This is a genomic window from Phenylobacterium sp. GW823-FHT02A09 (genome assembly GCF_058797775.1).
Genome location: NZ_JBXAJZ010000002.1, coordinates 471,005 through 489,053, shown reverse-complemented (window position 1 = coordinate 489,053; position 18,049 = coordinate 471,005). Strand labels below are relative to the sequence as shown.

Here is an 18,049-nt window from a genome sequence, read left to right as displayed (position 1 = left end):
GTAAATGGCCAAGATCACCTACATCGAGCATGACGGCACCGAACACGTCGTCGACGTGAAGAATGGCCTGACGGTCATGGAAGGCGCCGTGAAGAACAACATCCCGGGCATCGACGCCGACTGCGGCGGCGCCTGCGCCTGCGCCACCTGCCACGTCTATGTGGACGAAGCCTGGCAGGACAAGACCGGCTCCACCTCGGCCATGGAAGACTCGATGCTCGACTTCGCCGAGAACGTCGAGCCGAACAGCCGTCTGTCCTGCCAGATCAAGGTCAGCGACGCGCTGGACGGCCTGGTCGTGCGGATGCCGGAAAGCCAGCACTAAGCACTTCGGCATGCTATAGCCCGGTCCGGATGCGCGGGCGCGCGCCGGACCGGAGGCACTACCCAAGTGGACGCAGAGTTGAACGCGCCTGATCTTTCGTTCGATCGGGTCGATCCCGTCTATCGCGGCTTCATCGACGACTATCTGCGCCTCCACGACCTGGACCCGGCACGGCTCTGCAAGCCGCTGCCCGGCCAGGACGAGATGTTCTTCAACGCCATCCTGCCCAACTACGAGTTCGACGCCTCGATCTCGGCGTTCAAGTTCGTCGAGTCGACGATCCGGCTGGGCGAGGCCTATCGCCAGCTGGTCGAGGGCGTGTTCGGCGGCTTCGACAAGGTCGGGCCGGTGCTGGACTTCGCGTCCGGCTGGGGGCGGCTGACGCGCTACCTGGAACAGCGGCTGCCGACCGGCCAGATCAGCGTCGCCGACATCTATCACCAGGCCATCGACTGGCAGGTTGCGACCTTCGGGGTTGCAGGAATCCACTCGGAAAAGGATCCGGCGCGGCTGACCTACGCCGGAAAGCACGACGTCGTGCTGGCCGGGTCGATGTTCTCGCACCTGCCCGAGGGCCTGTTCCACGCCTGGCTGGCCAAGCTCTACAGCCTGGTCTCGGCCCGCGGGGTGCTGGCGTTCAGCGTCCACGACGAGGCGATCATGCCGGCCGGCGAGACCATGGACGCCAGCGGCATCCACTTCATGCGGTTCTCGGAGAGCGGCTCGCTGGAGCTCGACATCTACGGCATGTCGTATGTCACCGAGGCCTTCGTCGGCCGCGCGATCGCGCAGCTGGCGCCCGGCCTGTCGTGGCGGCGGTTCCCCAAGGGGCTCTACGAGAACCAGGACCTCTATGTGGTCGGCGCGCCGGGCGTCGACCTCTCGGGCCTGGCGCTCGGCTCGGTTCCCATGGGCGGTTTCGAGACGGTCACGACGCTGTCGACCGGCGAGGTCGAGTATGCGGGCTGGGCGATCGAGCGCACGCCCGGCGCGGCGATCGAGGCGGTGGCGGTGTTCGTCGACGGCCAGGAGATGCAGGTCGCGTCTCCGGCCGGCGTGCGGGGCGACGTGCAGAAGCATTTCCCGGGGTCGGCCAATGCCCCGGTCGGCTGGAGTTTCCGGCTGGCGGCCCCGGCCGGGGCGATGGTGCGGGCCGAGCTGCGCAGCAGCAGCGGGCTGAAGGGCCATTGCTACGCCCAGGCGCCGCAGCCGGCGCTGTTCACCTATTCGGGATGGTCGCGGCGCGGGCTGCGGACATAGAAACGCCGCGCCAGGCGGGGCCCGGCGCGGCGCTCTGCTTCTTGCGGTCGGCGCGGGTCAGGCGACCTGACGCAGTCCGTCGAGCTCGGCGATGATGGTCACCATGGCGCTCGAGGGGCGGATGTCGTCCTGGCCGTAGGAGCCGTCCTCGATGATCGCCGCCAGGCGATCGCGGGCGCGGCTGACGCGGCTCTTGATGGTGCCGATGGCGCAGCCGCAGATCTCGGAGACTTCCTCGTAGGAGAGGCCGCCGGCGCCGATCAGGATCAGCGCTTCACGCTGGTCGTCGGGCAGGCAGGCCAGCGCGCGGCGCACTTCGTCGAGCTCCAGGCTGGCGATGGGGTTGGAGGCGGCCTCCAGGGTGCGCTCGGCGACTTCCGGGTCCAGCTGGCTGGAGCGCCACGAGCGGCGCTTGTCCGAATAGAACTGGTTGCGCAGGATCATGAAGGTCCAGGCCTTCATGTTGGTGCCGGGTTCGAAGCTCGCCCGGTTGTTCCAGGCCTTGAGAAGCGCGTCTTGCGCCAAATCGTCGGCGGCGGTCGCATCCCGGCACAGCGAGCGGGCGAACGCGCGCATTTGCGGGATCAAAGCCGTGAGCTCAGACTTGAATTCGTGGTCCGCTTGAGCCTGTTCGGTCATTAGGTCACCTCCGTTCAGACGGGACCGTAGACGCCCCTTGAGGCCTAAACGCGGCGATCCCCCAAAGGCTCCGCTTGGCGTGACAATTGGTGATCACAAAACCTTGTACGCCAAGGCTCGAAGCTTCACTGAAAGCAGCGCAGCAATATGGCGCGAATGCGACGAAATGCGCGTCTAGAAGCTTAGTTCCGGGTGACCGGCCGCGCCTTGGGCCGCCTCAGGCAGGTGGCAGGTGAAGGTCGCGCCGGCGCCCGGCTCGCTCTCGAGCGCCACCCAGCCGCCGTGCAGCTCGACCAACGCCTTGACCAGCGCCAGGCCCAGGCCCGGGCCGCCGCGTTCGCGGCCGATGAAGCGGTCGAAGATGTGCGCCTGGACGTGGAACGGGATGCCGCGGCCGGTGTCGGTGACCTGCAGCTGCACCTCGCCCAGCCCGCGGCGGGCGGCGATGGTGACGATCCCGCCGGGCGGGGTCTGGCGCACCGCGTTCTCGGCCAGGTGGTCGAGGGTCTGGGCCAGGCGGCGGACGTCGCCGCGCAGCAGGCCGATGTCTTCGGGGTGCTCGACCTTGATGACCACCTGGACGGCCTCGGCCTCCTTCTGCCAGCGGGCGGCGGCCTCGCCGAGCAGGTCGGCGACGCGGACGTCTTCGAGGTCCAGCGCCATCTCGTCGGCGTCGATCTGGGCCATGTCGAGCACGTCGTCGATCGAGCGGGCCAGCTGGGTGGCGGCGGTGCGGACGGCGGCGGCGTGGCCGCGGCCGCGCTCCGACAGGTTCTCGCCCGAGCGCTCGAGCAGCTCGGAATAGCCGATGATGGTGGTGAGCGGGGTGCGCAGCTCGTAGGAGACGTTGCCGACGAAGTCGCGCTTCAGGCGCTCGGCCTCGGCCAGGGCGGCCGAGCGGTCGGCGAGGGCGCTCTCCAGCTTGCGGGCGTCGGTGACGTCGGCGAAGGCGATCAGGGTCGCGCCGTCCGGCAGCGGCCGGCTCTGGTAGACGACGATGCGCGAGTCCGAGGTCTTCACCTCGCCCGAGATCGGGGCGCGGGCCTGGGGATCGGGGTCGGCGACGCGGCCCTTGAGTTCGCGCCAGAAGTTCATGTCGTGCAGCCGGCGCACGCACAGCTCGACCACGCCTTCGAAGTCGTGGGCGACTTCCAGCTGGTCGCCGGTGACGTTCCAGAACAGCTCGAAGGCCTCGTTGTGCAGCCGCAGGCGGCCGTCCGAGCCGAACACCGCGACGGCGTCGTTGAGCTTGTCGAGGGTGGCCTGCTGGACCTGGATCTGGCCGTTGTACTGGGCCTTGAGGCGCAGCTCGCCGGTGATGTCGGAGAACAGCAGCACCACGCCGCCCATCGGGTGCGGCTGGCGGCCGACCTTCAGCGTGCGGCCGTCCGGCAGGCTCCAGAGGTCGTCGGGGCCGGTGGCGGTGTCCTCGTAGCGGTCGAGCTCGGCGGCCTTCCACTTGGCGTAGTCGATGGTCTCGGGCAGGCGGCGGCGCTGGCGCAGGCGGTCGAGCACCTCGCCGTGGGTCGGGCGGTCGGCGAGCCAGGCCGGCTCAAGGCCCCAGAGCTCGGCGAAGGCGGTGTTGTGGAAGATCAGCCGCTTGCCCTCGCCGAAGATCGCGACCGCGTCGGCGATGTGGTTCAGCGTTTCGTCATGCGCCTCGACGTGGCGCTTGAGCGCCTCGCGCAGCTCCTCGGTCTCGGTGACGTCGTCGGTCCAGACGCCGACCCCGCCGCCTTCCAGCGGCTGAGCGGTCACCTGGAAGGCGCGGCGGCGGCCGCCGAGACTGGTCCAGCGCAGGGCCTGGCGCTTGGAGCCGAGATTGGCCGCCTCGCTGGCCAGGCTCTCGGCGCCCTTGTCGAACGACGCGCCGCGCTCGGCGGCCTCGTCGAGGCTGGCGGCGCCGGCGGCGGCCAGCCAGGCGGCGTTGACCCAGACCGGCGCGCCGTCGGCGGCGGCGATCCAGGCCGGCGCGGCGCGGGCGGCCAGGAAGGCGGCGAAGCGCGGGGCGGTCGGCAGGCCGGCGTCCTCGCCGATCACCGCCGACAGCCGCAGCCAGGCCAGCGCCCCGGCGGCGCGGCCCTCGACGGACACGACGCCGGCCGGGCCCTGCACCTCGAAAGCGCAGGCCTCGCCGCGCTCGAACAGCGCGCGCAGGCGGCGGGCGTGGTCGGGATCGGCGCGCATCAGGGCCGAGACCACGGCCTGCGGATCGGAGCTCTGGACGCCGAGCGCCTCGGCGCAGACCGCCAGGCTCTCTTCGCCGGAGGTCAGGCGGGCGTGGCCGTCCTCGACCGACAGCAGGGCGGAATCGAAGGCCTCGACGGAGGCCTGGGCGGCTTCGGCGCCGGCCTCCAGCTCGGCGATGCGGGCGTGCAGCACGCCGAGCCGCGCGTCGTTGCGGCGGCGCTGGTCCACCAGCCAGAACATGGCGCAGAGGGCGAGCAGCACCGCGCCGGCGGCGGCCCCCAGGATCAGATCTTGCTCGCTCATCGGCGCTCCGTCGCCGCAGGTCGTCGAAGACGGCGAATCATCTCAAGCGACCATAGTTTGGTCCGCGCATTTCGGCGATGATCGGGAGGTTATGACCGCGATCCTCTATCCCGTGGCCGCCGATGCGGGCCAGGCTTTCGCCGCGCCCAAGGGACGGGCCGCGCGCGAACGCGACGCCGCCGAGGTGGCGGGCGAGCAGGTCGCCTTCCTGACCGAGCCGGTGGGGCCCGTCTACGCCACCCGCGAGGCGGCGCTGGACGCCCTGGCCGGCCGGGTCGAGGACGACCGTCCGGGCCGTGCGGCGGCCGTCGCGGCCGAGGACCGGGTGGTGCAGCTGGTCGAACAGATCGCGCCGAAGGCCGGCAAGCGGGCCCGCGCGCCGGCCCCGGTCGAGCCGACCTTCGAGGACGGCCATCGCTGGCCCGCCCCTGCGCCGCCGCCGGCGACGGTCTGGCGGGCGATGATCTCCTATTGGCGGATCGGCGGCGCCCCGCTGCGCCACGCCGGCGACGCCCAGGCCCGCCAGGCCCGTCGCAAGGGCGGCGAGGACATGGACCGCGACACGCTGCGCGCCCTGACCCGCCAGCCGCTGCTGGCGGTGAAGCCGCAGCAGCCGCTCGACATCGGACTTTTCGAGACGCGCCTGCCTGAGGCTCCCCATATAGTCGTGCCTGATGAGTGATCCTTATGCGGGCCGCGCGCCCTCCCTCGACGACCTCGCCGCCCTGGCCGAGACCGCCTTCGCCGCCCTGCCGGCGGAATTCCGCAAGCTGACCGGAGACGTGATCTTCCGGGTCGACGACTTCGCCAGCGAAGAGGTGCTGGACGAACTGGGCATCGAGAACCCGTTCGAGCTGTCGGGCCTCTACAGCGGCGTGCACATCGGCCACCGCTCGGTGCTGGATCCCTCGCCGGGCCCAAGCCGGATCTTCCTCTATCGCCGGGCGATCCTCGACGAGTGGGCCGAACGCGGCGACGTCACTCTGGCCGAGCTGGTGAGCCACGTGCTGGTCCACGAGATCGGCCACCACTTCGGGCTCAGCGACGACGACATCGACGCCATCGAGGACGCGGCGGAGTAGACAGCGAGCCGTCGGCCCGATCAGGCGGCGAACTCACGCCAGCCCCAGGTCACGGCCAGGTCGGTTCCGAGAAAGGCCTCGCCGTCCAAGCCCTGGCCGACGCGCCAGACGGGCGGCCAGGCGATCTCCTCTACGCCGGTCGGGCTTGCGCCGATCATCGACGACCAAGGCGACGCTGGGTCCGTTCTCCATAGCAGTCCGCCGGCCCCCATGGCTGGGCAGATCCGCAAGTCGAGCGCCAGGACAGCCGCATCGCCGAAGGCGGGGCCTTGCCAGAAGTGCGGGCTCCGCCCAGGCGTGCGCGCAATGATCGCCGTCAGCCGCTGCTCGGGTCCGCGTAGTCCGATCCAGATCGTCGGGAGCTTTCCGGGGGCGTTGGCGCAGAACAGCGTCTGAGCGCGGGCGGCCGACGAAGCCGTGGTCCCGGAGATCGAGAGATCCAGCACGCAACGCTCCGACGGTCGCCCCTGGAGCAGCGCGTCTTGAGCGCCGGTGCGCAGGGGCGAGGGTGCGGCGAACGAAGGCAAGGGCCAAGCCAGTTGCTCGCGCCGACGTCCGCTGTCGTCGAGCACCTGATAGCGGAAGCCGGCGTCGTCCAGGGCGGCTTGAACGCAGTGCAGGTACTCGATCCCTTCCGGCATGCGATGAGCCGTGCCGGCGCCCGCGGTGCAGAGCTGCAGAACGCCGCGGTGGACCTGGACGTCGAAGGCCAGGATGTGACTGCAGACATAGGCCAGCACGCCCTCTCGAACGAGCACGTCCCACATCGCGCCGGCGTGCTCGGGTCCGACGTCGCGTTGGTACGCCCCCGAGAAGCCGTTCACCGAATAGACCGGGTGGTGGCCGATCACGATCTTGCGCCCAGCGTCGCGGTGTTCGGCCAAGACGCTTTCGAGCCAGGCCACATCGACATAGCCCTCGCCGCCCAGATCGGTGGCGAGCGTGTGTACGAAGACCAGCAGCAGGTCGCCGCGGCGTACAAAGTAGGAGAGCCCCTCCTGTCCCGGCGGCCCATTGCGGGGCATGCCGAGCACCTCGCCGAAGACACGCTCGCTCATCCGGTCATAGGCCGTGTGATTGCCGGTCGCGTGCCAGATCGGCGTGGCCGCCCGGTCGAGCCACGCCGTTTCGATCTCCAGCCAATGCCGCCACTGATCCCGAAGTTCGGCCTCGTCCGGTGTCAGTCCGATGATCTCGTCGCCTGGAAAGATCACGAACTGGGGCGCCGGTTCGAGCCGGCGCACGACGTTGCAGACCCGGGAGAAGGTGGTCTCGTGCAGCGCGCCCGGCACGCCGGAACAGGCGTCGCCGAAGATGACGAATTGCCATCCGCCGCCTCGCGGCGAGAGGGCCGGAATGCTGGAGACGTCGGCGGGCTGATCAGGAGCGGTCATGGATGGTCCCAACAACAAAAAGCCCGCCTGGGGGAGGCGGGCGGATCAACGGCGAAAGGGAATGGCTGAGGCTTGAGGGCTAGCCCAAGCAGCAGCGCACAGCCGGCCGTGACGCCCAGAGGCGTCGGCGTCGGGTCGAGGTTGTGCGGCCAAGCGACATCTACTGAAGGTCGTCGGGAGCGGGCCGTCTTGTCAAGCTGGCGAAGGACTGGACTGTCGCGCGGCTTTGCGGCGGGCCCGGCTCCAGCGTCCGAACGTCAGCTCGTCTGGTGCGGATCGGTCAGGGGCTCGGAAAGCGGGCCCGGCTCGTCGCGGACGGCGCGCGCGGGGCTTTCCAGCCAGCGCCTGACCTTGGGCCGGTCGGGGCCGCGATGCAGGGCGACCAGGCCTTCGGCGATCTTGCGGTCGGCCTGGGTGACGCGCTGATTGTGCCTCAGATAGTCCAGCCAGGTCGGGCTTTGGTAGCGTTCGATCCAGATCTCCGGCTCGCCGAGGTCGCGCAGGAGGGTCCAGCCGCGGGCGCCGTCGCGACGCCGCGCGATGCGGCGCTCGGCCATCAGCCGCAGGAACGCGCCCGTATGCTGCTCGGGAATGTCGTACTCGATGGTGATCGCCACCGGCCCGCTGCGCGGCGTGATCTGAGCGGGCAGGCTCGGCTCGGTCCAGCCGCCGGCCGGGTCGAGATTGAGGCCGTGCGTCGAGGGCAGCGGGAAGCGCAGGCCGAGCGCGGCGCAGGCGAGCTGCACGAGGCCGGCGCCGGCCAGGGCCAGGGTTAGCCCCTCGTGCTCGGCCGTCACGCCCCATAGCCAGCTCCCCAGAGCCATGCCGCCGAAGGCCGCGAGCTGATAGAGCGCCAAGGCCCGGGCCACGACCCAGCGCGGCGCCGACATCTGCACCGTGACGTTCAAGGTGGAGAGGCCGAGCACCCAGGCCGCGCCCGCCAGCGCCAATGCGGCCATGCTGACCGCCAGCCAGGTGCTGAACCCAAGCGCGATCGCGGCCAGCCCGAAGGCGACGCATGATCCCATGACGATGTGCTCGTTGGCGACCAGCGTGCGCAGTCTGGTCGTGGCCAGGCCGCCGCCGACCGCGCCGACGCCGAAGGCCCCGAGCAGCAGTCCGTAGGTCTGCGGACCGCCGCCGAGGGTGTCGCGCGCCACGAGCGGCATGAGCGCCAGGACCGCGCTGCCAGCGACGCCGAACACCAGGGCGCGGGTCATCACCAGCTTCAGGGGGCCGGACATCGCCCCGTACCGAAGGCCCGCGCCCATCGCCGACCAGAGGGTCTCCCGGGGCAGGTGCTCGACCTTCGGCTCAGGTTTCCATCTGGCCAGGACCAGCAGGATGCCGATGTAGCTGAAGGTGTTGACGAAGATCGCCGCGGCCGCGCCGGCCGCCGCCACGATGACGCCGCCGATCGCCGGGCCGACGCTCCGGGCCAGGTTGAAGCCCATCGAATTCAGCGCGATCGCCCCGGCCAAGTCGCGCCGGGGCACCATGTCGCCGACCGAGGCCTGCCAGGCCGGCGCGTTCATCGAGGCCCCGCAGCCGATCATGAACGTGAAGAAGAGCAGGCTCCACGGCGTGATCCACCCGAGGGCGGCGCAGGCCGCCAGCCCCATCGACATCGTCAACATGAAGCCTTGCGCCGCGAGCAGCATCTTGCGGCGATCGACGGTGTCGGCGAGCGCGCCGGCCGGCAGCGAGAGGAACATGATCGGCAGCGTGATGGCGGCCTGGACCAGCGCGACCATGCTGTCCGAACCGATGGATGTCATCAGCCACGACGCGCCCACAGACTGGATCATGCCGCCGAAGTTGGAGACCAGACTGGCGAGCCAGATGGCGCGAAAAATGGGGCTGGCGAACGGCGACAGGAGCGTAGGCGTCGGTTCGGGACGTTCGTCGCTTGTTGAGGAGGAAGCGTTGTCCGGTCCGAGGGGCCTGTTCATTCGAAAGCGTACTCGCAACTGGAAGCCGGTCGCCCCCTGAAGCAACCATAGGCCCCCATGCCCCGGGCCGGCCAGCGCCTCGATCCAGAATCTTCAAGTCCGACAAGCAGCGCGCCGAGCAGGGCGCGCCCTGAACATCGCGCCAGGGGGGCGGACCTGAGCGCCGCCGACCAGGACGCTGGCAAGAATCCGCGCTGCGCCGGCGGTCGCGGTCGAGCTTGAGCCCGCACAATTGACAGTCGTTCGCAAAGGTGACGCTGCCGTCATTTTTCTTGACGGATCGCCGTTCTCGGGGGAGGCTTTTCCCAACGAGGAAACAGCGGGCGCCTTTGCGCGCCTTGTCAGGAGGAAGAGCCGATGGCCGCCGACGGCAACATCACCAAGGACGTCATCTACGATGCGGTCGCCCCGGACGACTTCGAGTCGATGCTGGAGCTGGATCGCTACAACGCCCGCTCGACGGCCTTCGACAAGATCATCTCGGCGACGCACGACCACTTCTGGGATCCGCTCGACAAGAAGTACATCGACTTCGACGAGCCCTTCGACATGGAGAACGAACCGCTCCTGCCCGAGGACATGATCATCTCGCTGTCGACCGACTACGTGTCGAACCACCTCAGCGACCCGAAGACCCGCACCCGCTTCATCAACCAGTCGACCCTGCGTTCGTTCTCGTCGATCCTGCACGGCGAGCAGGGCGCGCTGAACCTGTCGGCCAGCCTCTGCCACGTGCTGAAGGACCAGGGCGCGCAGGAATACGCCGCCAACCAGACCCGCGAAGAGGCGCGCCACGTCACCGCCTTCGCCAAGTACATCAAGGCGCGCTGGGGCCGTCCGGTCGAATGCGGCCCGACCCTGAAGACCCTGCTGGTCGACATCATCGGTTCGCCGGAGGTCTACAAGAAGATCATCGGCATGCAGATGCTGGTGGAAGGCCTGGCCATGGGCGCCTTCGCCACCTTCTTCAACAACATCCGCGACCCGATGGGGAAGAAGCTCCTGCAGCTGGTGATGACCGACGAGGCCTTCCACCACAAGTTCGGGAAGATCTGGGCCGACCGCACCATCCCGCACCTGACCGAGGCCGAGCACGAGATCATCGAGACCTGGGCCGCGCACTGCTTCCAGACGCTGCTGTTCAACCTGGTGTCGCCCAGCCAGCAGCGCGACCTCTATGAGGAGTTCGGCCTCGATCCGGACCGCGTGATCGCCGAGATGGCCGAGATGGTCACCGACGCGACCCGCCGCGAGAACATGAAGGAGCAGACCAACATCTTCCGGGTGCTGGTGAAGACCCTGCTCAACGCCGGCATCATCACCGACCGCACCAAGGCCTTCTACGCGATGTACGTCGACATCGAGGAGCTGAGGGGCGAGGGCGACCGGATGGTCGGCGACGACATCGCCGAGGAGGGCATCAAGTACCTCCAGGAGATCAACTTCAAGGATCGCCTGGCGACCTCGATCTCGATCGCGGCGGAATAAGCTCAACCGCTCATCCCGGCGAAGGCCGGGACCCAAGCGGCGCTTCAGCTTCGGCTGGGGCGCCGTTTTCGTTTGGGGCTTCCCGATCCTCCCCTCTTGGGGGCGCCGCGCAGCGGCGAGACGGAGGGGGACCGCTCTCAAGGCTGCAGTCGAGTCAAAGTCCCCCTCAGTCAGCCATGCGGCTGACAGCTCCCCCAGAGGGGGAGCAACTCTATTGCGCCGCAAGCTCGACTGGCGCCATCTCCCGCCATGACCGCGCTCGTCTACATCGCCGCCGCCGCCGCCGAGATCGCCGGGTGCTTTTCGTTCTGGATGTGGCTGCGCGAGGGCAAGCCCGTCTGGTGGATCGTGCCCGGGATCGCGAGCCTGGTGCTCTTCGCCTGGCTGCTGACCCTGGTCGACGCCGCCGCGGCGGGGCGGGCCTATGCGGCCTATGGCGGGATCTATGTCGCTGCCTCGCTGGTCTGGCTGCTGGCGGTCGAGGGGGTGCGGCCCGACCGCTGGGACCTGATCGGCGCGGCGGTGTGCATCGCCGGGGCCGGGATCATCCTGCTGGGACCCCGCGCGGCCTAGCTTATCGCCGTTCATTACAAATTTGACGGGTGCGTCATTTTCCTTTGACGCTCCGGAACATCGGTGTTGGAGTTTCGACCAAGGGCTCGCCAAAGGGCTCAGGGAGAGACGTCATGGCCGCTGACGGCAACATCACCAAGGACATCATCTACGACGCCGTGGCGCCGGACGACTTCGAGTCGATGCTCGACCTCGACCGGTACAACAACCGCTCGACCGCCTTCGACAAGATCATCTCGGCGACGCACGACCACTTCTGGGATCCGCTGGACCCGAAGTACATCGACTTCTCGGCCCCCTGGGACATGCAGAGCCAGCCGCTGGTCAGCGAGGACCTGAATGTCGCGCTGCACACCGACTATGTGAAGGCCAAGCTGAACACGCCCGAGCTGCGGGCCCAGTTCGTCAACAAGTCGCTGCTCTATTCGTTCTCGTCGATCCTGCACGGCGAGCAGGGCGCGCTGAACCTGTCGGCCAGCCTCTGCCACGTGCTGCTGGACCAGGGCGCGCAGGAGTACGCGGCCAACCAGACCCGCGAAGAAGCCCGGCACGTCACCGCCTTCGCCAAGTACATCAAGGCCCGCTGGGGCCGGCCGATCCAGTGCAGCAAGGTGCTGCAGGACCTGCTGGTCGACATCATCGGCAGCCCCGAGGTCTACAAGAAGATCATCGGCATGCAGATGCTGGTCGAGGGCCTGGCCATGGGCGCCTTCGCCACCTTCTACCAGAAGCTCAACGATCCGCTCGGCCGCCAGCTGATGCAGCTGGTGATGACCGACGAGGCCTTCCACCACAAGTTCGGGAAGATCTGGGCCGACCGCACCATTCCGAAGCTGTCGGAAGCCGAGCACAACATCGTCGAGGACTGGGCCGCGCACTGCTTCCAGATCCTGCTGTTCAACCTGGTCTCGCCCAGCGAACAGACCGCGCTCTACGAGGAGTTCGGGCTCGACCCGGCCAAGGTGCTCGAGGAAATCCAGCTGATCGCCACCGACGAGGTGCGGCGCGAGGACATGAAGGAAAGCACCAACATCTTCCGGGTGCTGATCAAGACGCTGCTGAACGCCGGCATCGTCACCGACCGCACCCGCGCCTTCTACGGCATGTATGTCGACATGGAGGAGCTGAAGGCCGAGGGCGACCGCATGGTCGGCGACGACATCGCCGAGGAGGGCATCAAGTACCTTCAGAAGATCAACTTCAAGGACCGCATCGCCGCCAACGTGACCCTGGCGGCGGAGTAGACGCGGCGCCGCGGAAGCGCCAAATTCTGCGTTGATATTGCATGGAGGCCCGCGGGAGATTCCGCGGGCCTTACCAATTCAACCGAGACCCACGTCTGCTATGCGCGCACTCGCCACCCTGGTCCTCGCCTTCGCCCTCGCCGGGGGCTCGGCCCTGGCCGCGCCGTCGGCGCCGACCAAGAAGATCGAGCTGACCAACATGATGGGTCGCTGGTACGAGGTCGCGCGGCTGCCCAACAAGATCCAGACCGGCTGCCAGGGCGGCACGTCCGACTGGCAGCGGGTCGCCGACGGCTTTGCGGTGGTGCAGGCCTGTCACAAGGGCTCGCTCTCGGCCCCGGTCACCGAGTGGAAGGCCAGGGCCAAGGTCCTCGACCCCAGCACCAACGCCAAGCTGCAGATGACCTTCTTCAACGGCCTGGTGCGCCAGGAGTACTGGGTGCTCGACCACCGCAGCGACCAGGGCTGGCTGATCCTCGGCACGCCGGGCGGCCGCTCGGTGTGGCTGATGTCGCAGCGACCGACCCTGCCGGCCGCGGTGAAGAGCCAGGCGCTCGCCCGCCTCAAGCAGCTCGGCTACGACGTGGGCCGCCTGGAGTTCCCGCTGCCGGCCCGCAATTGACGGCTCTTGCGCCCCGAACGAAACCGGAACATGGTTTCGACATGGACGTCACCATCGTCACCGTCACCCGGCCTGAGATCACCGCCAACGTCACGCGCGGCGCGGCGCGGCTGCTGGTCGACCTCGGCTATGCGCCGCTGGCGGAGGTGACCTTGCCGAACGGCCGGCGCGCCGACCTGATGGCGGTTTCGCGCAAGGGCGAGCTGGCCATCATCGAGGTGAAGTCGGGGCTCGAGGACTATCGCGTCGATCGCAAGTGGCACGAGTACCTGCCCTATTGCGACCGCTTCGCCTTCGCCGTGGCGCCCGAGTTCCCGCAGCACATCCTGCCGGACGAACCGGGGCTGATCGTCTGCGACGGGTTCGGCGGGGCGGTGCTGCGCGAGGCGCCGGCCACGCCGCTGGCCCCGGCCCGGCGCAAGGCGCTGACCATCGGTTTCGCGCGGCTGGGGGCGATGCGGGCGATGGGGGTCGCTGCGGTGCAGCTGGAGGCCTAGCGCGGCGCGCGCTTGGCCAGGATGCGCTGCAGGGTCCGCCGGTGCATGTTCAGCCGCCGGGCGGTTTCCGAGACGTTGTGGCCGCAGAGCTCGTAGACCCGCTGGATGTGCTCCCAACGGACGCGGTCGGCGCTCATCGGATTTTCGGGCGGGGCCGGAGCCTCGTCCTTGCGGGCCAGCAGGGCGCGGGCGACGTCGTCGGCGTCGGCCGGCTTGGAGAGATAGTCGATGGCGCCGGACTTCACCGCGGCGACGGCGGTGGCGATGTTGCCGTAGCCGGTCAGCATGACCACCTTGGCGTCGGGCCGCGCCTCGCGCACCGCTTCCACAACCTTCAGGCCCGTGCCGTCCTCCAGCCGCATGTCGAGCACGGCGTAGGCGGGGGGGCTGGACTTCACCGCGGCCAGGGCCTCGGCGACGCTGCCGACCAGCACGATCTCAAATCCGCGTTGCTCCAGCGCGCGGCCAAGGCGTGTGCGCAGGGGCGCGTCGTCGTCCAGGACAAGCAGGCTCCTGTCCGGCAGGGCGGCGATATCGGCGGAGAGATCGGTCATGCGCAACCTCCGATAGGGGCGTTCTGATCACACGCCCCCTGCGGCATCATGTCGCTGCTTGTCGCAGCTTCGCAAGTGTCTTCACGCAGATGATGACGGCTTCACTTCGATACGGGCGCGAGGCCATCTCGCCGCAACGACGGCCCCGCGCGGTCTACCGTTCTGAAAAGTCACTGTGGCTCCGGTTCGTTCCAGCAACGTCTTGGCGATGAAGAAACCAAGGCCCATGCCGACGTGGCCGGTGCGGCCGCCGGCCACCCCCGGACGGCTGGTGACATAGGGCTCGCCCAGCTTGGCGAGGACCTCGGGCGCGAAGCCGGGACCATCGTCGCGGACCTGGACGCTGATGGTGTCGGCGTCGAAGCGGACGGTGACCAGCACCTCGGAGGCGGCGAAGTCGACGGCGTTCTCGACGAACGAGGTCATCGCGTGCAGCACCTCGGGCATGCGCCAGATATCGGGGGCGGCGACGCCCGGCGCGCCGGTGACGATCGCCTCGACGCGCACGCCCTTAACCTCGGCGTGGGGCTCGATCACTTCGTGCACCAGCTGCAGCAGGCTCATCCGCTCGTGGACCTCGTCGGAGGCCGCGGCCGGGGCGTCGGTCAGGCGCCGGAGGATCTCGCCGCAGCGTTCGGCCTGGGCCATCAGCAGCTCGGCGTCCTCCTTGACGCCAGGGGTCGGCGCCTCGCGGGCCAGTTCCTTGGAGACGATGGAGATGGTCGCCAGCGGCGTGCCCAGCTCGTGCGCGGCGGCGGCGGCCAGGGCGCCGAGGGCCGAGAGCCGCTGCTCACGCGCCAGCACCGCCTGGGTGACGTCGAGCGCCAGAGCCATGCGCGAGGACTCCTCGGCCGCTTGGCGCACGGTGCCGGCGATGACCACGATCCCGGCGATGTTGGCGATGGCGCAGCCGATCATGAAGGCGGTCGGCAGCTCGGTGAACGCGCCGTTCAGCGACGGCAGCGGCGCATGCACGAAGGCCAGCAGCACCGAGGCGGCGATCGCCATCCCGGCCAGCAGGTTGACCCAGCGCGGGGCCAGCGTCGCCGCCCCCAGGGTGACCGGGGCCAGCAGCATCAGGATGAAGGGATTGGCCGTGCCGCCGGTCAGGAACAGCAGCAGCGAGATCTGGCCGATGTCGAAGCCGAGCTGGGCCACCGCCTCCCAGCCGCCGATCAGCCTTTGCCCCGGCGAGGCGACGCCGGTCAGCAGGTTCACCCAGGCCGAGGCCCCGATGACCGTGAAGCAGAGCGTGTAGGGCGCGTCGAAGCCGAGCACGAGCCCGACCAAGGCGAAGATCAGCAGCTCGCCGGCGATGATCATCCAGCGCAGCGTGACGAGGGTGCGCATGCGCAGCCGCCCGCCGTGCGTGCCGGCCGGGTTCCAGCCCTCGACCCCCCAGCCGGCCGCACCGAGGTCGGCGACGCCTTGCGCAGGGTCGGTGCTTTGCCTATCGAGACCGGGCGACGGCTGCGACGGCGACGGGTTCCGGATGGACGCCATCATGCCGCGAGCATCGCCCCTAACGCCGCGCCTGACGAGCCCCAAAGGTCAACCATGTCCCGCCGCAATCTCATCCTTGTCGCCGCCTGTCTGGTCGGCCTGGTCCTGATGGGCGCGCTCGCCTGGCGCGCCGGGGTCTTCGACGGCCAGCGCGCAGGGAGTTCGGCATCCGGAACGGCCCTGGTCGGCGGCCCGTTCCAACTGGTCGACCAGAACGGCAAGCCTGTCGACGAGAAGATCCTGAAGGGCAAGTGGACCGCGGTATTCTTCGGCTTCACCTACTGCCCCGACGTCTGCCCGACGACCATGCAGGTGCTGGGCGCGGCGCAGCGGGACCTGGGCCCCAAGGCCGACAAGTTCCAGGTGGTGTTCATCTCGGTGGACCCCGAGCGCGACACGCCCGAGCAGATCAAGACCTACCTCTCCAACGAGGTGTTCCCGAAGGGCGCCATCGGCCTGACCGGCACGCCCGAGCAGGTGGCCGCCGCGGCCAAGGCCTACCGGGTCTATTACAAGAAGAACGGCGAGGGCTCGGACTACCTGGTCGATCACTCGACCCCGGCCTATCTGATGAACCCCAAGGGCCAGTTCGACCGCGTGCTGCCCTATGGCATCTCGCCCGAGGAGACGACCCGCCAGATCGCCGACGCGATGCGCTAGCGCGCGGCTTCGTCGGCGCGGCGGCGCAGGAAGTCGCGCTCGCGGCGGTTCTCGGCCAGGGCCAGGGCGGCTTCGAAGGCGGCGCGGGCCTCGTCGCGACGGCCGAGCTTGAGCAACAGGTCGCCGCGGACGCTGGGCAGCAGGTGGTAGGCCGCAAGCGCCGGCTCGGCCGCGAGCTTTTCGACCAGGGCCAAACCCGCAGCGGGGCCGTTCGCCATGCCGACGGCGATGGCGCGGTTCAGCTCGACGATCGGCGAGGGCAGGACCTGCGCCAGCCGCCCGTAGAGCGCGGCGATGATCGCCCAGTCGGTGTCCGCCGCCGCTTCGGCCTGGGCGTGGCAGGCGGCGATGGCGGCCTGCAGGGCGTAAGGGCCGCCGACCGGATCCAGCTGATGGGCGCGGGCCAGGGCGCGCAGGCCGCGGCGGATCTGCAACTGGTCCCAGCGGCGGCGGTCCTGGTCGAGCAGCAGGATCGGGTCGCCTTGCGCGTCGACTCGGGCGTTGGCGCGTGAGGCGTTGAGCTCCATCAGCGCCAGCAGGCCGTGGGCCTCGGCCTCCTGCGGGGCCACCGCGATCAGCACGCGGGCCAGGCGCAGGGCCTCGTTGCAGAGCTGGGGGCGCATCCAGTCGTCGCCGCGGGCGGCGGTGAAGCCCTCGTTGAAGATCAGGTAGACGACCTCCAGCACCGAGCCGAGGCGTTCCGACAGCTCCTCGCCGCGCGGGGTCTCATAGGTCAGGCCGGACTCCGTGAGCGTGCGCTTGGCGCGCAGGATCCGCTGACCGATCGTCGCCTCCGGCAGCAGGAAGGCGCGGGCGATCTCGGCGGTGGTCAGGCCGCAGACCATGCGCAGGGCCAGGGCGGCGCGGGCCTCTCGCGTCAGCCGCGGATGGCAGGCGGTGAAGACCAGGCGCAGCATCTCGTCGCCGATGTCGTCGTCGAGGGGGGCGTCCAGGTCCGGCATGGCCTGCTGCTCGCTCTCCAGCTCATGGGCGACCATGGCGTGCTTGCGGGCCAGCATCGGCCGGCGCCGCAGGTGATCGAGGGCGCGCCGCTTGGCGGTCGCCATCAGCCAGGCGCCGGGACGCTCGGGCACGCCGGTCTGCGGCCAGCGTTCGAGGGCGGCGACCAGCGCTTCCTGAGTCAGCTCTTCGGCCAGCGGCACGTCGCGCAGCATCCTCGCCAGCCCGGTGATCAGGCGTGGCTGTTCGATCCGCCAGGCGGCGAGGATCGCGCGATGGGTGTCGGCGTGGCTCATCGCCGCCGGCCGGGACGCCGCGTCAAGCGTCGGCCGCGGTGGCGACCGACACCGGGCAGCCGGCCTCGAAGTCCGCGCCGGCCATGGCGCGGATCTCGCAGGCGCCTTCCCAACCGGGCATGTGGTCGGCGTGCAGCTGCATGAAGTTCATGGCCGAGGCGACGGCCTCTTCCTTGTTCTGCATTTCGAAGATCGCGTAGCCGCCGACCATCTCCTTGGCCTCGATGAACGGGCCGTCGATCAGCGAGACCTTGCCGCTTTCGAGCCGCACGCGGGCGCCGGTGGCCAGCGGCATCAGCCCGCCGGTGTCGATCATCCGGCCGGCCTTGATCTCTTCGTTGGCCAGCTTGTCCATCGCCTCGATCAGCTCGGGCGTCGGCGGGGTGGTGTGCGCGGACGTGATGAAGAACATGAAACGCATGGAATTCCTCCTCGGCGGGCCGGGGCGAAGGGCGCCCGCGAGTCCTCCCGCTACATGGATCGACGAACCGGGCGCCGCCAGACCGA

Annotated in this window: 18 protein-coding genes; 10 read left to right on the top strand and 8 right to left on the bottom strand. The window is 69.4% G+C overall.

Features of this window, described 5'->3' with window-relative positions:
• Positions 1-4 precede the first annotated feature (4 nt).
• Both AC1Q87_RS09585 and AC1Q87_RS09580 read left to right on the top strand, forming a co-directional pair.
• A complete protein-coding gene (locus AC1Q87_RS09585) occupies positions 5-325 on the top strand; it encodes a 2Fe-2S iron-sulfur cluster-binding protein (RefSeq protein WP_267230849.1) in 321 nt (106 codons plus the stop codon).
• A gap of 66 nt (positions 326-391) precedes the next feature.
• The gene (locus AC1Q87_RS09580) at positions 392-1,585 is read left to right on the top strand and encodes a class I SAM-dependent methyltransferase (RefSeq protein ID WP_492608724.1); all 1,194 of its coding nucleotides are present in this window, start codon (positions 392-394) and stop codon (positions 1,583-1,585) included.
• 57 nt (positions 1,586-1,642) lie between these two features.
• Here AC1Q87_RS09580 and AC1Q87_RS09575 read toward each other — a convergent pair whose 3' ends face one another.
• Complete coding sequence (locus AC1Q87_RS09575; RefSeq protein ID WP_492608723.1) at positions 1,643-2,224, bottom strand: sigma-70 family RNA polymerase sigma factor; 582 nt, start codon at positions 2,222-2,224, stop codon at positions 1,643-1,645.
• A gap of 174 nt (positions 2,225-2,398) precedes the next feature.
• Positions 2,399-4,717, bottom strand: a complete 2,319-nt coding sequence (gene divL, locus AC1Q87_RS09570) for a cell cycle protein kinase DivL (RefSeq protein WP_492608722.1) — start codon at positions 4,715-4,717, stop codon at positions 2,399-2,401.
• Positions 4,718-4,808: 91 nt separating this feature from the next.
• Between divL and AC1Q87_RS09565 the strand changes: the two genes are divergently transcribed.
• Positions 4,809-5,399, top strand: a complete 591-nt coding sequence (locus AC1Q87_RS09565; RefSeq protein ID WP_492608721.1) for a hypothetical protein — start codon at positions 4,809-4,811, stop codon at positions 5,397-5,399.
• The gene (locus AC1Q87_RS09560) at positions 5,392-5,799 is read left to right on the top strand and encodes a metallopeptidase family protein (protein WP_492608720.1); all 408 of its coding nucleotides are present in this window, start codon (positions 5,392-5,394) and stop codon (positions 5,797-5,799) included. Before AC1Q87_RS09565 ends, AC1Q87_RS09560 begins: the two co-directional genes overlap by 8 nt.
• A 20-nt stretch (positions 5,800-5,819) precedes the next feature.
• Here the strand turns inward: AC1Q87_RS09560 and AC1Q87_RS09555 are convergent, their stop codons facing one another.
• Together AC1Q87_RS09555 and AC1Q87_RS09550 are read right to left on the bottom strand one after the other, a co-directional pair.
• Positions 5,820-7,193, bottom strand: coding sequence for a metallophosphoesterase family protein (locus tag AC1Q87_RS09555; RefSeq protein WP_492608719.1), 1,374 nt, complete (start codon positions 7,191-7,193; stop codon positions 5,820-5,822).
• 257 nt (positions 7,194-7,450) lie between these two features.
• Positions 7,451-9,145 carry an MFS transporter gene (locus tag AC1Q87_RS09550; RefSeq protein ID WP_492608718.1) on the bottom strand — a complete coding sequence of 565 codons (1,695 nt, stop codon included), beginning with the start codon at positions 9,143-9,145 and terminating at the stop codon, positions 7,451-7,453.
• A 357-nt stretch (positions 9,146-9,502) separates the two neighbouring features.
• Between AC1Q87_RS09550 and AC1Q87_RS09545 the strand changes: the two genes are divergently transcribed.
• The 5 genes from AC1Q87_RS09545 to mmcB all read left to right on the top strand — a co-directional run bounded on the left by AC1Q87_RS09545 (position 9,503) and on the right by mmcB (position 13,569).
• Positions 9,503-10,633, top strand: coding sequence for a ferritin-like domain-containing protein (locus tag AC1Q87_RS09545; protein WP_293401915.1), 1,131 nt, complete (start codon positions 9,503-9,505; stop codon positions 10,631-10,633).
• Positions 10,634-10,882: 249 nt separating this feature from the next.
• A complete protein-coding gene (locus AC1Q87_RS09540; RefSeq protein WP_492608717.1) occupies positions 10,883-11,206 on the top strand; it encodes a YnfA family protein in 324 nt (107 codons plus the stop codon).
• Positions 11,207-11,319: 113 nt separating this feature from the next.
• Positions 11,320-12,450 carry a ferritin-like domain-containing protein gene (locus AC1Q87_RS09535; protein ID WP_492608716.1) on the top strand — a complete coding sequence of 377 codons (1,131 nt, stop codon included), beginning with the start codon at positions 11,320-11,322 and terminating at the stop codon, positions 12,448-12,450.
• A gap of 100 nt (positions 12,451-12,550) precedes the next feature.
• A complete protein-coding gene (locus tag AC1Q87_RS09530; protein ID WP_492608715.1) occupies positions 12,551-13,072 on the top strand; it encodes a lipocalin family protein in 522 nt (173 codons plus the stop codon).
• Between the two features lie 41 nt (positions 13,073-13,113).
• The gene (gene mmcB, locus AC1Q87_RS09525; RefSeq protein WP_492608714.1) at positions 13,114-13,569 is read left to right on the top strand and encodes a DNA repair putative endonuclease MmcB; all 456 of its coding nucleotides are present in this window, start codon (positions 13,114-13,116) and stop codon (positions 13,567-13,569) included.
• On the opposite strand, the gene AC1Q87_RS09520 is transcribed toward mmcB, so the two are convergent.
• Positions 13,566-14,123 carry an ActR/PrrA/RegA family redox response regulator transcription factor gene (locus AC1Q87_RS09520; protein WP_492608713.1) on the bottom strand — a complete coding sequence of 186 codons (558 nt, stop codon included), beginning with the start codon at positions 14,121-14,123 and terminating at the stop codon, positions 13,566-13,568. The two genes, mmcB and AC1Q87_RS09520, sit on opposite strands and share 4 nt — an antisense overlap.
• Before the next feature lie 81 nt (positions 14,124-14,204).
• Complete coding sequence (locus AC1Q87_RS09515; protein WP_492608712.1) at positions 14,205-15,626, bottom strand: ActS/PrrB/RegB family redox-sensitive histidine kinase; 1,422 nt, start codon at positions 15,624-15,626, stop codon at positions 14,205-14,207.
• Between the two features lie 54 nt (positions 15,627-15,680).
• Between AC1Q87_RS09515 and AC1Q87_RS09510 the strand changes: the two genes are divergently transcribed.
• On the top strand, positions 15,681-16,286 hold the full coding sequence (locus tag AC1Q87_RS09510) for an SCO family protein (protein ID WP_492608711.1): 606 nt from the start codon (positions 15,681-15,683) through the stop codon (positions 16,284-16,286).
• Here AC1Q87_RS09510 and AC1Q87_RS09505 read toward each other — a convergent pair.
• Positions 16,283-17,542 (bottom strand): RNA polymerase sigma factor, encoded by a 1,260-nt coding sequence (locus AC1Q87_RS09505; RefSeq protein WP_492608710.1) that lies wholly within the window; start codon positions 17,540-17,542, stop codon positions 16,283-16,285. The genes AC1Q87_RS09510 and AC1Q87_RS09505 overlap by 4 nt on opposite strands.
• Positions 17,543-17,564: 22 nt before the next feature.
• Complete coding sequence (locus tag AC1Q87_RS09500) at positions 17,565-17,963, bottom strand: YciI family protein (RefSeq protein WP_492608709.1); 399 nt, start codon at positions 17,961-17,963, stop codon at positions 17,565-17,567.
• Positions 17,964-18,049 lie beyond the last annotated feature (86 nt).

Excerpts from the sequence above, each read along its gene's own strand:
- mmcB (WP_492608714.1), top strand. The coding sequence starts at position 13,114 with ATGGACGTCACCATCGTCACCGTCACCCGGCCTGAGATCACCGCCAAC.
- AC1Q87_RS09555 (WP_492608719.1), bottom strand. The coding sequence starts at position 7,193 with ATGACCGCTCCTGATCAGCCCGCCGACGTCTCCAGCATTCCGGCCCTC.
- AC1Q87_RS09520 (WP_492608713.1), bottom strand. The coding sequence starts at position 14,123 with ATGACCGATCTCTCCGCCGATATCGCCGCCCTGCCGGACAGGAGCCTG.
- AC1Q87_RS09560 (WP_492608720.1), top strand. The coding sequence starts at position 5,392 with ATGAGTGATCCTTATGCGGGCCGCGCGCCCTCCCTCGACGACCTCGCC.
- AC1Q87_RS09585 (WP_267230849.1), top strand. The coding sequence starts at position 5 with ATGGCCAAGATCACCTACATCGAGCATGACGGCACCGAACACGTCGTC.
- AC1Q87_RS09500 (WP_492608709.1), bottom strand. The coding sequence starts at position 17,963 with ATGCGTTTCATGTTCTTCATCACGTCCGCGCACACCACCCCGCCGACG.
- AC1Q87_RS09540 (WP_492608717.1), top strand. The coding sequence starts at position 10,883 with ATGACCGCGCTCGTCTACATCGCCGCCGCCGCCGCCGAGATCGCCGGG.
- AC1Q87_RS09565 (WP_492608721.1), top strand. The coding sequence starts at position 4,809 with ATGACCGCGATCCTCTATCCCGTGGCCGCCGATGCGGGCCAGGCTTTC.
- AC1Q87_RS09550 (WP_492608718.1), bottom strand. The coding sequence starts at position 9,145 with ATGAACAGGCCCCTCGGACCGGACAACGCTTCCTCCTCAACAAGCGAC.
- AC1Q87_RS09515 (WP_492608712.1), bottom strand. The coding sequence starts at position 15,626 with ATGGCGTCCATCCGGAACCCGTCGCCGTCGCAGCCGTCGCCCGGTCTC.
- AC1Q87_RS09505 (WP_492608710.1), bottom strand. The coding sequence starts at position 17,542 with ATGAGCCACGCCGACACCCATCGCGCGATCCTCGCCGCCTGGCGGATC.
- AC1Q87_RS09545 (WP_293401915.1), top strand. The coding sequence starts at position 9,503 with ATGGCCGCCGACGGCAACATCACCAAGGACGTCATCTACGATGCGGTC.
- AC1Q87_RS09575 (WP_492608723.1), bottom strand. The coding sequence starts at position 2,224 with ATGACCGAACAGGCTCAAGCGGACCACGAATTCAAGTCTGAGCTCACG.
- AC1Q87_RS09535 (WP_492608716.1), top strand. The coding sequence starts at position 11,320 with ATGGCCGCTGACGGCAACATCACCAAGGACATCATCTACGACGCCGTG.
- AC1Q87_RS09510 (WP_492608711.1), top strand. The coding sequence starts at position 15,681 with ATGTCCCGCCGCAATCTCATCCTTGTCGCCGCCTGTCTGGTCGGCCTG.
- divL (WP_492608722.1), bottom strand. The coding sequence starts at position 4,717 with ATGAGCGAGCAAGATCTGATCCTGGGGGCCGCCGCCGGCGCGGTGCTG.
- AC1Q87_RS09530 (WP_492608715.1), top strand. The coding sequence starts at position 12,551 with ATGCGCGCACTCGCCACCCTGGTCCTCGCCTTCGCCCTCGCCGGGGGC.